The sequence below is a fragment of the Mycobacterium sp. ELW1 genome, from assembly GCF_008329905.1.
In the GTDB taxonomy this organism is placed as follows: domain Bacteria; phylum Actinomycetota; class Actinomycetes; order Mycobacteriales; family Mycobacteriaceae; genus Mycobacterium.
This window is the reverse complement of record NZ_CP032155.1, coordinates 5,065,944-5,079,824: the sequence shown is the minus strand read 5'-3', so window position 1 is coordinate 5,079,824 and position 13,881 is coordinate 5,065,944. Positions and strand designations below refer to the sequence as shown.

At 67.0% G+C, this 13,881-nt stretch carries 9 protein-coding genes; 6 read left to right on the top strand and 3 right to left on the bottom strand.

What is annotated here, in order from left to right; translation table 11 throughout:
* Nucleotides 1–12: 12 nt before the first annotated feature.
* Nucleotides 13–810 carry an SDR family NAD(P)-dependent oxidoreductase gene (locus D3H54_RS24200; protein ID WP_149381886.1) on the top strand — a complete coding sequence of 266 codons (798 nt, stop codon included), beginning with the start codon at nucleotides 13–15 and terminating at the stop codon, nucleotides 808–810.
* Between the two features lie 207 nt (nucleotides 811–1,017).
* Here D3H54_RS24200 and D3H54_RS24195 read toward each other — a convergent pair whose 3' ends face one another.
* On the bottom strand, nucleotides 1,018–3,777 hold the full coding sequence (locus D3H54_RS24195) for a helix-turn-helix transcriptional regulator (protein ID WP_149381884.1): 2,760 nt from the start codon (nucleotides 3,775–3,777) through the stop codon (nucleotides 1,018–1,020).
* Between the two features lie 179 nt (nucleotides 3,778–3,956).
* Here D3H54_RS24195 and mdlC point away from each other — a divergent pair, with 179 nt between their 5' ends.
* From mdlC to D3H54_RS24180, 3 genes are read left to right on the top strand one after another with little or no spacing between them, the layout of a single operon-like run.
* The gene (gene mdlC / locus D3H54_RS24190; RefSeq protein ID WP_149381882.1) at nucleotides 3,957–5,573 is read left to right on the top strand and encodes a benzoylformate decarboxylase; all 1,617 of its coding nucleotides are present in this window, start codon (nucleotides 3,957–3,959) and stop codon (nucleotides 5,571–5,573) included.
* 3 nt (nucleotides 5,574–5,576) lie between these two features.
* Complete coding sequence (locus tag D3H54_RS24185; RefSeq protein ID WP_149381880.1) at nucleotides 5,577–5,984, top strand: tautomerase family protein; 408 nt, start codon at nucleotides 5,577–5,579, stop codon at nucleotides 5,982–5,984.
* A gap of 5 nt (nucleotides 5,985–5,989) precedes the next feature.
* Nucleotides 5,990–7,855, top strand: a complete 1,866-nt coding sequence (locus D3H54_RS24180; RefSeq protein ID WP_149381878.1) for an FAD-linked oxidase C-terminal domain-containing protein — start codon at nucleotides 5,990–5,992, stop codon at nucleotides 7,853–7,855.
* A gap of 3 nt (nucleotides 7,856–7,858) precedes the next feature.
* Here the strand turns inward: D3H54_RS24180 and D3H54_RS24175 are convergent, their stop codons facing one another.
* Both D3H54_RS24175 and D3H54_RS24170 read right to left on the bottom strand, forming a co-directional pair.
* Entirely contained in the window at nucleotides 7,859–9,196 is a 1,338-nt protein-coding gene (locus D3H54_RS24175) for a HAMP domain-containing sensor histidine kinase (RefSeq protein WP_149381876.1), read from the bottom strand.
* 7 nt (nucleotides 9,197–9,203) lie between these two features.
* Nucleotides 9,204–9,905 (bottom strand): response regulator transcription factor, encoded by a 702-nt coding sequence (locus D3H54_RS24170; RefSeq protein ID WP_036341235.1) that lies wholly within the window; start codon nucleotides 9,903–9,905, stop codon nucleotides 9,204–9,206.
* 228 nt (nucleotides 9,906–10,133) lie between these two features.
* On the opposite strand from D3H54_RS24170, the gene D3H54_RS24165 reads away from it, so the two are divergent.
* Together D3H54_RS24165 and D3H54_RS24160 are read left to right on the top strand one after the other, a co-directional pair.
* Nucleotides 10,134–12,062 (top strand): ABC transporter ATP-binding protein, encoded by a 1,929-nt coding sequence (locus D3H54_RS24165; RefSeq protein ID WP_286198994.1) that lies wholly within the window; start codon nucleotides 10,134–10,136, stop codon nucleotides 12,060–12,062.
* The gene (locus D3H54_RS24160) at nucleotides 12,059–13,876 is read left to right on the top strand and encodes an ABC transporter ATP-binding protein (RefSeq protein ID WP_149381874.1); all 1,818 of its coding nucleotides are present in this window, start codon (nucleotides 12,059–12,061) and stop codon (nucleotides 13,874–13,876) included. Before D3H54_RS24165 ends, D3H54_RS24160 begins: the two co-directional genes overlap by 4 nt.
* Nucleotides 13,877–13,881 lie beyond the last annotated feature (5 nt).

The following is a 13,881-nucleotide window of genomic DNA, read 5'->3' as shown; positions in this document are numbered from 1 at the left end:
GGAGCAAGCACAATGCCCGCTACGCCAAGCGCGTTCGACCTGAGCGGTCAGGTGGCTCTGGTCACCGGATCGAGCAGTGAGCTCGGTATCGGCTTCGCCTCGGCGCGGCTATTGGGTCAACTGGGTGCGGCGGTGATGGTGACCGGTACCACGGATCGGGTGTACCGGCGAGCCGAGGAACTTGCCGCCGAGGGGATCCGCGCGCAAGCCCATATCGCCGACCTGTTCGACCGCGATGCGGCGCACGGTCTCGTCGAGGCCACCGAGGTGGCGTTCGGCAAGCTCGACATCCTGGTGAACAACGCCGGTCTGGCGTCGGTGAACAGCCCCGAGGAGCCCAACACGCTGATGGTGATGACCGACGAGGAATGGTCACTTGCGTTGCGGCGCAACCTCGATAGTGCGTTCTTCGTCACCAGGGCGGCGCTGCCCGGCATGGTCGAGCGCGGGTACGGACGGGTGGTCAATGTCGGTTCGACGGCCGGGGTGCTCACCGCGTACGCCGGCGACGTCGGGTATCACACCGCCAAGGCCGCGATGCTGGGGATGACGCGTTCGATGAGCGTCGACTACGCCAAGAACGGCATCACCGCCAACCTCGTGCTGCCCGGGTGGATCGCAACGGCGGCCCAGCTGCCCTCGGAGGTCGCCGCGGGAAACGCCACTCCGATCGGGCGGTCGGCCACCGCCGACGAGGTGGCGTCCGGCGTTGCGTACCTGGCCACCCCCGGTGCGTCCTACGTCACCGGCACCACCCTGATCATCGACGGCGGCAACGCGATCTGCGGGGCAACTCCGGCCGAGTCCTAGTGCGGCCTAGGTAGCTTGAGCCCTCCAGCCTGGTTGGACCTGGCGAAGCCACGGTTGCGTCGGATCTAACCAGCTCTGTTCGACCGCTTTAATCCCGGTGGTGGCGATGAGCGCGGGTTCGGTGGCATCAGCGCGTACACCGTCGTAATGCGGCGTTTCCCCTACGGACGATTGCTGAGATGCTGTTCGCGGTCGAGGACGCCCGATTTACTCGTGCGCGTGGGCTATTGGCAACTCGCGCAACTCGCGGCGAGACGTCACACCCAGTTTGGCGAAGACCTTACCCAGGTGCCATTCCACTGTCCGTGGGCTGATGAACAGATGGCCAGCGATTTCGGAATTGGTATAGCCATCGCCTGCGAGCCGGGTGATGTAGCGCTCCTGCGCGGTCAGCTCAACGGACGGCCGCTGGGCCCGCGTTCGGGTCTCGCCCGCGGCTTGGAGTTCGCGACGCGCCCGCTCGGCGAAGCTGTCGGCGCCCATTTCCAAGAACACCTCATGAGCGGTGCGCAACTCGGCGCGAGCCTCGCCTCGGCGGTTTTCGCGACGCAGCCACTCACCGAAAAGCAGATGAGTGCGCGCGGCCATGACCTTGAGTGGTGAGCGCTCCAATTCCCTTATCGCGGTGCGGTACTCGTGCTCAGCTTCGGGACCAGCGGTAGTCAGTGCCCTGGCACGTGCCGCGTACCCGAGTGCTGTTGCGTTTCCCGTTGCTTCGGCCCGCTCGATCACCTGCGCAGTGGCTGTTTCAGCGATGCTCGTTTCGCCAGATCGGGCGGCAGCCTCGACCATTTCGTTGAGCAGATGGCCATACATTCCTACGTCGTCGTATTCCAGGGCCGATGTGCACGCCCTGAACGCCTCTTGATACTGGCCGAGGCCGTTGTGCAAGATGGCCAGCGCGAAGAGCACGACAGTGATTTCGCTACCTTCACCACGTGCGGTCGCGTCTTGGATCGTGGCCTGACCGAGTTGCCTGGCACGCTGCTCCTGGCCGCGGCAGGCGGCGAGATAGGTCTGGATGGAGCGGTGGGGCGGCGCGCCGGTCGCGGTGGAGATCGCCTCGGACTGCGCCAGCAGATCTTCCGCCTGCGCAAAGTCGCCGGAAGTGACACAGCCTCCTGCGTAGGTGGTCAATGCGGCCGGTAGTATCGTCAATTCTCCTGCATCGCGCAGCAATTCGACCTGGCGAGCGTTAAGAGAACTGTAGGTATCCTGTTCGAAAACATCGAGCAGTACCCGTAGCGTGATGTCGTGCAAACGCGGATCCGCGGTACCGGCTTCGTCCTCCTCCAGGTACTGACTGATGGCCCGCATCAGAAGCGGCGCGGCGGTGGAGTGTCCTTCGGTGAGTCGGAGGACGATTCCATCCAGGAAGAGATCGGCGGCCCTGGGTGGGCCAGATGGGGGTGGGGCGTGTCGAGCCGCGGCGGCTATCGCTGCCGCGGACACGTTCTCCGCGGCGTAGAGGCGGCCGACGATCATCGCCGCCATCAGTGCCTCGAGATAGGTGTCGCGTGCGAGCGTGGGCTCTAATGGCTTCAGTCTCTCGGCCGCCGCCAGCAACAGCGGGGGTGCGTCTCGGCCCCGTTGTGTGGCGAAGGCGATCTTGGCCCGCAACAGATCCGCCCGCGCACTGAGTAATTCGTCATCGGCCCCCGCGACAGCTGTCAGCAGCCGGGCTGCAGATTCTGGATCACCTGCGTCCAGTTTGGTCAGGGCAGCGTTGAGTGCGCGCTCGGCGCGACGGACGGAGTCGGGCGTCAGCTCGACGGCGTACGCCAGAAACGCCGCCGCGGCGGCGGCTCCTCCGCGGCGGCGGGCCCGCTCGGCGGACTCGACGAGTTCGGCTGCGACTGTCTCGTCGGGTGCGCTCGTGGCGTGAGCACGATGCCAGGTTCGGTGCTCATCTGAGGACGGACCGGATATGACGTCGGCAAGCACGGCGTGCACCCGCCGCCGCTCAGGGAGCGACGCGTTGCGGTAGACCGTTGACCGAACGAGTGGATGTCGAAAGCGTAGGCGAGACTCGACAGTGATCAGGCCGCTGCGCTCGGCTGGGCCAACTGCATCGGCGTCGAGGTGAAGTTGCCCGGCTGCGGCCCACAGCCATGCGGGATCACCTGTCGGCTCCACGGCCGCGATCAGCAGGAGAGTCCTTGTTGCCGGCGGCAGTTCATCGAGGCGTTGTTCGTATTCTCGCTCGATCCGCTCCGCGACTGACACCGCCTCCGTGAGTCCGTATCCGCCTGCCAATTCCGCGGGTGCCATGGCGCGGCGAAGGTCGAGCAGGGCCAACGGGTTTCCGTCCGCTTCGGCCAGGATGTTCGCTCGGACGGTCTCGTCCAGCTGGACCGGCAGCACCTCGGAGAGGAGTGCGTCGGCGTGGACGCGCGTGAGCCTGCCCAGGTTCAGCTCGGGTAGGCCATCCAACTCATGAGCGGCGCCCGGTGTGCGAGTAGCGAAGATCATCACTACCGGGTCAGCGAGAAGCCGGCGTGCGGCAAACGCCAGTGCCCGTAGCGATGCACGGTCGACCCACTGGGCATCGTCGACGATGCAGACGGTCGGGCGCTCGGTGCCGGCTTCTCCGAGCAGAGTGAGCACGGCCAGACCCACCAGCAGGCGATCCGGCGCGCTACCTTCGCGCAGGCCCAGCGCAACCCGCAGTGCGTCCTTCTGCGGGTCGGGCAGCCCGTGGATACGCCCGAGCAGCGGAGCGCACAACTGCTGCACGCCGGCGTAGGCGAGTTCCATCTCCGATTCCGCTCCGCTGATTTCGATAGTGCGCAGATCGCCGGCGTTGGCAAGAACGTCACTGAGCAAGGCCGTTTTCCCGATTCCGGCGCTGCCCCGAATGACGAGAACCCCGCTGTTGCCGCCCCGGGCGAGGTTGACCAACTCGGTCAGCCGTTGTTGCTCGCCTCGTCGTCCGATGAGCGCACCACCCGCGGTAACCCGGCCCATGAGATTGATCTTGGCATGTCAGCGCGATGCCGACCTCCCGAATCTGCGCTGGTGGCGATGGGCCAGTGGCACCCCGGTCTGTCGGCAACCCGTGGTTTCCACGGGGTACGCGAGCGTCACCGGGGTGTGTGATTCTCCCAGGCAGGGCGCCGGTACCTGATCGACGAAGGGTTTGAACGATGTCCGATGGCAAGACAATTCACGAGGTCACCTACGACCTGCTCCGAACGTTGGGACTGACCACGGTGTTCGGCAACCCGGGATCCACTGAGCAGACGTTCCTGCAGAACTTCCCGGATGACTTCACCTATGTCCTGGGCTTGCAGGAAGCTTCCGTGCTGGCGATGGCCGACGGGTTCGCCCAGTCCACCGGCAAGCCCGCGCTGGTCAACCTGCACACCGCGGCCGGCACCGGCAACGCGATGGGCAGCCTGGTAGCGGCGTACCGCGCGAACACGCCGTTGATTGTCACTGCGGGCCAGCAGACCCGCGAGATGTCCATAGTCGACCCCTATTTGAACAATCCCGATCCCACCGTGATGCCGCAGCCGTGGGTCAAGTGGGCGTACGAACCGGCGCGGGCCGAGGACGTGCCCGCGGCTTTCATGCGCGCCTACGCGGTTGCGACGCAGCCGCCCGCGGGGCCGGTGTTCCTGTCCATCCCGCTCGACGACTGGAACAAGCCGGCACTGGGTCCGGCGGTGGTTCGGACGGTCAGCCAGCGAGTGCAGCCCGATGCTGAACGGCTGCGCGAATTCGCAGACCGAATCAGCCGGGCGGAGCGGCCACTGCTACTGCTGGGTCCCGAGGTGGACCGCGCCGGCGCGTGGGATGCCGGCATCGCCTTCGCAGAGAAGCTGCGCGCGTCGGTCCGCGGCAGCGGGCTGTCGGACAGGTGCTCGTTTCCCGAGGATCACCCGCAATACGCCGGTCCGCTGCCGCTGACAATCGCTGGCGTCAACGAGGCATTGACGGGTTTCGACCTCGTCATCGCGATCGGCGCCCAAGTGTTCCGTTATTACCCCTTCGTTGCCGGGGAGTGGGTGCCAGAGGGAACCGCGGTATTGCAGATCACCGTTGATCCGCACCTAGCCGCGGTTGCGCCGGTCGGCGACAGCCTTGTCGGCGACGTGGGTATCGCCCTCGCGCAGCTTCTGGAGCTCGTTGAGGTGCCGGCCGGCCGACAAGCTCCACCGGGGTTGACCAGAGATTTCAGCGCCGACCTCCCGGTGGCGAACGCACCTCTCGTGCCGAACGACGTCTACGCCGTGTTGAGCTCGGTCAAGCCCGACGACGCTGCGGTCGTGATGGAGTCGACCTCCACGTTGGCCGACCTCATCCAGTGGTGGCCCACCCGGCGCACCGGCAGCTTCTTCGCCACGGGCAGCGGCGGAATCGGCTGGGGAGTACCTGCGGCGGTGGGTGTCGCGCTAGGCGACCGGGCCCGCGGCGTGAAGCGGACGATCGTCGCCTCGATCGGTGACGGCTCGTTCCAATACTCGATACAAGCGATCTGGACAGCCGCACAGCACAAGCTGCCCATCGTGTTCGTGGTGCAGCGCAACGGCGAATACTGTGTCCTGAAGTCGTTTGCGCTTCTGGAGGAGACGCCAAATGTGCCAGGGCTGAACTTGCCAGGTCTTGATATCGCTTCATTGGCAACAGGTTTCGGGTGCCGGACGGCGACCGTGGGCAGTACCGAGGAGCTGGCACGTGAATTCAAGGCCGCCTTGGCGGCCGACGGGCCCACCGTTCTGGTGGTACCGACCCAGCCGCACCTGCCGTTCCTGGGCTGAGAGATGCCCGTCTACACGTGCACCACGGTGCAGTCGACGCTAAGCGCTGACACGAAGGCGGAGCTGGCCGGTGAGCTGACCAGGGTGCACTCGATGATCAATCACGTCCCTGGCACGTACGTCAATGTCGTCTTCCACGAACTTGCCCCCGACGATGTCTACACCGATGGGCAACCCGCACAACCGCTTTTGATCAACGGCTGGGTCCGCACCGGGCATCCCGAAGCGCAAAGTAGCCAGCTGGTCGCCGAGATCGCGGCGGCCGCCTCCCGGGTGACCGGAATCCCGGCCAAGCGGGTCCTGGTCGTCATCCAGAACAGCCCGGCGCACTTCGCCATCGAGGGTGGGCGCGTGTTACCCGCCCCCGGGGAAGAGGCGGCCTGGTTACGCGAACAGACGGAAGGAACTTGATCGACATGCCCACGCAGACTCCGCAACACCCCGGTGACGTCACCGCCATTGATCAGTTCGCGAAGGCCGTTGCCAGTCATGGGGACGTGACGGCCGATAGCACCGTACTCACCGAACGTGGTCGCGACTACTGGGGCGTCGGGGGAGTAGCGGGCCTGCTGCTGCGCCCGTATAGCCGCGACGACATCGCACCGATCATGCGGCTCGCTTCCGACCACCAGGTCCCTATCGTGCCGCGCGGCGGGGCGTCGAACTGCTCGGGCGGGATGATGCCTGCCGCGGGCCGTGTCCTGCTCGACCTGTCCGGCCTGAATCAGATCCTCGACATCGACGCCGAGAACCGCTGCGCCCGTGTCGAATCCGGTGTCGTCAACTCCGATCTGCAGGCGGCGCTGGCACCGCACGGGCTGTGCTTCTCACCCGATCCCGTCTCGGCGCATCTGGCCACCGTCGGCGGCAACATCATCGAGAACGCCGGCGGGCCACACGCCTTGAAGTACGGCGTCACCTACAACCACATCCTGTCCGTCGACGTCGTGCTGCCCGACGGCTCTGCCGTCTCCTTCAGCGCGGATGATGAAGGCCCCGACTTACTCGGCATCATCATCGGATCCGAAGGCACTTTGGGAATCGTCACCGCGGCAACGGTCGCGCTGCGGCCGATCGCGGCGGTGACCCACAGCCTGATGGGTGCGTTCGCCACTGCGCGGGAAGCCGCTGACACCATCGCCGCGGTCATCGCCAGTGGTGTGGTGCCCGCCGCGGTCGAATGGCTCGACCGGGCGGGAATCGCTGGACTGCAACAGTTCTACGACACCGGCTACCCGCTGGACGCCGATTCCATTGTGCTCATCGACGTCGATGGCACCGCTGCTGAGGTGGCTCATGACCAGGCGGTGGTGGAGAAGGTGTTACGGCAGCGAGCCACCGAAGTGCGTGTGGCGGAGAGCGACAGTGACCGCACCGCCCTCTGGTACGGCCGCCTCAACGCCCCCAATTCGGTGGTGCAGAGTGGAAAGGGCTTCTTCATCGGTGACGTCACCGTGCCACGTGATCGGATCCCCGAGATGCAGGAAGCCATTCAAGCGACTGCCGCACGTCATTGCGACGGCCTGTTGTTCATCGCGGTGTGCGGTCATGCCGGCGACGGTGACCTGCATCCCACGACGTTCTATGACAAGGACAATCCGCTGGCGGCGTCCGCTCTGGGGGCGGCCAACAACGAGATCATTGAAGCTGCACTGGGTTTGGGTGGCACCATCACCGGCGAGCACGGCGTCGGCACCGAGAAGATCCAGTTCATGACGAAGCGCTTCACCCCGGTGGAGATCGCGGCCCAACGTTCGATCAAGAAGGCATTCGATCCTGCTGGGCTGCTCAACCCTGGGATCATGCTTCCCGATCAATCTCCTGCAGAGCCCGAAGTCGACGCGTTCGGTGCGGCCGTCCGCGAAGCCCTCACCCATGGCATCACGCCGGACCCGGATGTTCTGCTCACTGCGGGTGATGACACCGACATCGCCGTCAACCTCGGCAACCTGAGCCTTGTCGTCGGCGCGGATGTCACTGTCGAGCGGCTCAATAGCTACCTCGGCGAGCACGGGGTCACCTGCTCTGCGGTTCCCGCCACAGGCGGGGAGCGCACCATCGGGGAACTCGTGGCCACTGCGACCGGAGCCGAGCGGGCCGCCGTCAGGCACGCACTGCTTGGCGTCGATGTCACCGTCATCGATGGCCAGACTCCAGCCCGCTTCGGAGCGGAAACGATGAAGGACGTCGCCGGATACGACACCAAGCGGCTCTACATCAGCGCTCACGGCGCCTTTGGCGCCCTGAGGACCCTCATCTTCAAGATCGCCGTTAAGGCCTGAGTCCTAGGAGGGTGCGGGCAGCCGCAGCGTCAGTCGCGCACCGCCGAGTGGACTGTCGTCCAACACGGCTGTGCCACCATGGATTTCGGCTTGCTGCGCCACCAGCGCCAAGCCGAGCCCGGAACCGGAGTGCGACGCTGTCGACCCACGGGCGAAGCGCTCGAACACCGCCGTGCGCTCCGCCTCCGGGACGCCGGATCCGTCGTCGTCGATCGCGATGTCCACGCCGTCGCGTGAGCTGACCGCCGAGAGCTGGACCCGCGTCGCGCCACCGTGTTTGACCGCGTTGGCGATCGCGTTGTCCACCGCCAGTCGCAGGCCGGCAGGCAGGCCGATGATGATGCACGTCGGTGACGGCACCAGCGTCACCTCGAGGTCGGGGTAGACCCGCATGGCGTCGTGTGCGGCGCGATCGAGCAGCTCGGTGATGTCGACCGGGACCTGGTCGGCTTCGGTCGAAAGTTCGCCCTGGGCAAGGCGTTCCAATGCGCCGAGGGTCGCCTCGATCCGGGTCTGGGTACGCACGACGTCGCTGAGTACTTCGTCGCGCTGCTCGTCGGTCATGTCCAGGGTGGACAGCACCTCGAGGTTGGTGCGCATCGCGGTCAGGGGTGTCCGCAGCTCGTGCGCCGACACCGCGGCGAAGTCGCGCGCCGAGGCGAGCGCCGCCTGTGTCCGCTCCTGTTCGGTCCAGATCCGTTCCAGCAGACCCTTGATCGCCTCGCCGATCTCCACTGCCTCGGTGGCGCCGCCGATCTCGACGTCGGGCGCCTTGTCGCCGGCCTGGATCTCCCGGGTCTGGGCGGCCAGTCGCCGCAGCGGCCGCACCGCGAAGGTGGCCAGCGCCCAGCCCAACAGCGCGGCGGCGCAGACCGCGAACACACAGATGATCAGCACCCGGCGGTGCAGGTTGTTGGTGTCGGCGATGGTGTCGTCGAAAGTGGCGCCCACCTCCAAGGTGGTGGCCTCCGGGTAGGAGAGTTCGACCGTGCGCACCCGGTAGCGAACCCCGTCGACCTCGGCGGTGCCGTAGTCGGAGTTCAGTCGCGGCAACACGACGTCGGAGTTGGACCGGACCTGATCGCCGCGGCGGACGGTGATCACCACGTTCTGGTCATTGGGTGACGGCGGAATCTGGTCGAGACCGCGGGGCACGAACGGGACGGCGAAGCCCGCCGCCTCATCGAGTCGTCGGTCGAGTCGCTCCAGACGGTCGTTGGTGATCCCGACCCAGACGATGGCGCCGACGATCGTGACGACGATCGCCGCACCGATCGCGGTCGCGAACGCCACCCGGGTGCGAAGCGACGGCGTGCGGCGGAAGATGCGCGGCAGCGTCACGTCTCGGTCACTGGGTGCGCAACACGAAGCCGACGCCGCGCACGGTGTGCAGCAGTCGGGGTGCGCCGCCCGCCTCGAGCTTGCGGCGCAGGTAACCGATGAAGACGTCGACCACGTTGGTGTCGGCGGCGAAGTCGTAGCCCCACACCAGCTCGAGTAGCTGTGCGCGGGACAGGACCGCCGTCTTGTGCTCGGCGAGGACGGCCAGCAGGTCGAACTCGCGCTTGGTGAGGTCGACGTCCACGCCGTTGACCCGGGCGCGGCGGCCGGGAATGTCGACCTCCAGCGGGCCGACCTGGATGGTCTCCGAGGAGAATGTGGCCGTCGCCCCCCGCCGGCGCAGCAGTGCTTTGACCCGGGCCACCAGCTCGGCCAGGACGAACGGTTTGACCAGGTAGTCGTCCGCCCCGGCTTCCAGGCCTGCGACTCGGTCGTCGACCGAACTGCGCGCCGAGAGCACGCAGACCGGCACGTCGTTGTCCATCGCGCGCAGCGCGGTCACCACGCTGACGCCGTCCAGCACCGGCATGTTGATGTCGAGGATGATGGCGTCGGGTTTGGTTTCGGTGGCCGACCGCAGGGCTTCGGCACCGTCGACGGCGGTGGACACTTCGAATCCGGAGAGCCGAAGCCCGCGGTCCAGCGATGCGAGCACGTCGGGATCGTCATCGACCACCAGAACCCGGGGTGCGGCCGAACTACTGTCCATGGGCACCATCTTGCCTGATCGACGCCCGTATCAGTGGGAGGCCGACGCGACACGGTGACCTGCGCCGGAAGGGTTTGACCTCAATCGTTGTTGAGGTTCTAGCGTTGAAAAATCTCGTCCGATAACCGATTGCGCTGCGTGGGATCATCGAATGCAGGGGAGTCATGTCGGACGCGCCGCATATGTTCAGCGGTGGTCGGTGTCTAGGGAAATGGTGGGGTGGACGAGGTGACTTCCGAAATCGTGTCGGAACCGGCCATCGCCGCGCCGCGCACGTCCGGGCGGGCCGCCTCCGATCTGTTCCGGTTGCTGCCGTATCTGATGCCCTACCGCGCGCGGTGGATCGCGATGCTCGTCATCGCGATCAGCAGCCTGGCGGCCACCGTCGCGATCCCGCTGATGACCAAGGCGGTGATCGACGGACCGGTCCGTCACCAGGACCAGCGGGGACTGTGGGTGGTCGGCGCCGCGGCGATGGCGGTGGGCGTCACCGAGGCGGTGCTGTGGTTCATCCGCCGCTGGCTGGTCTCGCGGGCCACCATGGGCGTCGAGGCCGACATCCGCAAGGATCTCTACGCCCGGCTGCAGATCCTGCCGATGTCGTTTCACGGCCGCTGGCAATCGGGCCAGCTCCTGTCGCGAATCATGAACGACCTCAGCGTGATTCGACGGCTGCTGTCATTCGGGCTGGTGTTCCTGATCCTCAACATCCTGCAGATCACCGTCGTCACCATCATCCTGCTGGCGATGTACTGGCCGCTCGGTGTCGTGGTGCTGGTCTCGATCGTGCCGATCACCCTGATCGTGCTGCACTTCGAGCGCACCTTCACCCAGCTGGCCCGGCAAGCCCAGGACCAGGCGGGCCATGTCGCCACCCACGTCGAGGAGTCGGCGCTGGGGCTGCGCGCGGTGAAGTCCTTCGGCCGCGAGGACTACGTGTACGACCGCTTCGACGCCCAGGCCAGCACGCTGTACGACACCCAGATCCAGAAGGTCGCGGTGTCGGCGAAGTTCTGGACGTTGCTCGAGGTGATTCCCAACCTCACGCTGATCGTGGTGCTCGGCTTCGGCGCGTATGCGGCCGGGCACGGCCAGGTCACCATGGGCACGCTGGTCGCGTTCACCACGATGATGCTGTCGCTGGTCTGGCCGATCGCGTCGCTGGGCTTCCTGCTGTCGATGACGCAGGAGGCGATGACGGCGGCCAACCGGATCGCCGAGATCTTCGACGCGCCCCGGGAGATCACCGACGGGCCCCGCACTCATCCGCCGCGCGGCGGCCGGCTGGAGCTCGACGATGTCGGGTTCAAGTTTCCGGAATCGGACACCTTCGCACTGCGCCACGTCAGTGTGACCGTCGAACCGGGGGAGACCCTGGCGCTGGTGGGCGCCACCGGTGCGGGCAAGTCGGTGCTGGCCGGCCTGCTGCCGCGGCTCTATGACGTCACCGAGGGTGCGATCCGCATCGACGGCACCGACATCCGCGAGCTGTCCCTGGATGCGCTGCGCACGACCGTCGCCACCGCGTTCGAGGACCCGACGCTGTTCTCCATGTCGGTCGCCGAGAACCTGCGGCTGGGGCGCCCGGACGCCACCGAGGAGGACCTGCGCAGCGCTGTCGAGGTCGCCGCCGCCCAGTTCGTCTACGACCTGCCGTACGGCCTGCAGACCCGGATCGGCGAACAGGGCATGAGCCTGTCCGGCGGTCAGCGGCAACGGCTTTCGCTGGCCCGCGCCATCCTGGCCGCGCCACGGGTCCTGGTGCTCGACGACACCCTGTCCGCGCTGGACGTGCACACCGAGGCCATGGTCACCGAGGCCCTCGGGCGGGTGCTGGCCGGTGTCACCGCCGTCGTGGTCGCGCACCGCGCCTCGACGGTCCTGCTGGCCGACAAGGTCGCGCTGCTCGACACCGTCGACGGCGCGGGCACGATCACACACATCGGCACCCATGCCGAACTGCTGGCCACCGTGCCGCGCTACCGCTTCCTGCTGGCCGCCGACGACGAGCTCGACGACGGATCCGAGGTGCGCTGCGACTGGGAGGACGACGACGAGCGCCAGCGGCTGGATCACGCCTATGAGGAGGCGTGCGAGCAGCGCAGTGCGGCCCGGCGCACGTCCGACTACGCCGCATCGGAGGGCAGGCAGCGATGACCGCCACCGAATGGCGGGGCCGGCTCGACGAAGAACCCGACGACCTGCCGATCGACGAGGCCGCGCCGCGCAAACGTGAGGCCCGGGCGCTGCTGGGCTCGCTGCTCGCACCGTTCAAGGCGACGGTGGCGATGCTCGCACTGGTCGTCGTGGTGGAAAACGCTGCGCGGCTGTCGGTTCCGCTTCTGGTTCAGCGCGGTATCGACCACGCCATCCCGCCGCTGCTGGCCGGTGGTTCGGCGCGCGAACTGATCATCGTCGTCGCGGTGCTCTGCGGTGTGGTGTGTGTGCAGGCGATCAGCCGGATGACGTTCCTGAAACGCTCCGGCCGCATCGGCCAGAGCGTGCTGCTGGAGGTGCGCCGCCGGGTGTTCCGGCACTTCCAGCGCCTCGACGTCGCATTCCACGACCGCTACACCTCCGGTCGGGTGGTGAGCCGGCTGACCAACGATGTCGATGCCATCCAGGACATGTTGGAGACCGGCTTCGACAGCCTGATCACCGCGGTGCTGACGTTGTTCGGCACCGCGATCCTGCTGGTCACCCTCGACGTGAAGCTGGGCCTGATGTGCCTGGCCGCCTTCCCGATTCTCGTCGCGCTGGTGTGGTGGTTCTCGGCCGAGTCGGCCAAGACCTACCGCCGGGTGCGGGAGAGCGCCGCGCTGGTGATCGTGCAGTTCGTCGAGACGATGACGGGCATCAAAGCGGTCCAGGCCTACCGCCGCGCGCCGCGCAACCAGGAGATCTTCGACGACGTCGCCGACCGGTACCGCTTCGACAACGAACGGACCTTCCGGCTGCTGGCGATCTTCATGCCCGCGGTCAAGCTCGTCGGCAACCTGACCACCGGTGTGGTGCTGCTGTACGGCGGCTACCGGGTGTTGCACGGCGAGATGACGATCGGCACCCTGGCCGCCTTCCTACTCTATCTGCGGATGTTCTTCGAGCCGATGCAGGAGATCTCGCAGTTCTTCAACACCTTCCAGTCGGCGTCCAGCGCGCTGGAGAAGCTCGCCGGTGTGCTGGCCGAGAAGCCGGCGATCGCCGACCCGCCGGAACCGGTGCACCTCGACCGTATCAACGGCGAAATCGCCTTCCGCGACGTGCAATTCAACTATGTGCCGGCCCGGCCGGTGTTGCCCGGGCTGTCGCTCGTCGTGCCGGCCGGGCAGACCGTCGCGCTGGTCGGCACCACCGGGGCGGGTAAGACCACGATCGCCAAGCTGATCGCCCGGTTCTACGACCCGACCTCGGGTGCGGTCACCCTCGACGGCGTCGATCTGCGGGACTTCGCGCAAAGCGACCTGCGCCGCCACGTCGTGATGGTCACCCAGGAGAACTTCCTGTTCTCCGGGACCGTGGCCGACAACATCCGGTTCGGGCGCCCGTCGGCGTCCGACGCCGAGGTGCACGCCGCCGCGGTCGCGGTCGGGGCCGACGAGTTCATCGACGCACTGCCCGACGGCTACGACACCGACGTCGCCACCCGCGGAGGGCGGCTGTCGGCCGGGCAGCGGCAGCTGATCGCGTTCGCGCGGGCGTTCCTCGCCGACCCCGCGGTGCTGATCCTAGACGAGGCGACGTCGTCGCTGGACATTCCGAGCGAGCGGCTGGTGCAGCGCGCGCTGCGGACCGTGCTGGCCGACCGGACAGCGCTGATCATCGCCCACCGGTTGTCGACCGTGGAGATCGCCGACCGGGTACTGGTGCTGGAGCATGGGCGCATCGTCGAGGACGGGCCGCCCAGTGAGCTCATCGACGCCCAGGGCCGCTACGCAGCATTGCACCGAGCCTGGCTGGAATCGCTGGCTTAGGCCGA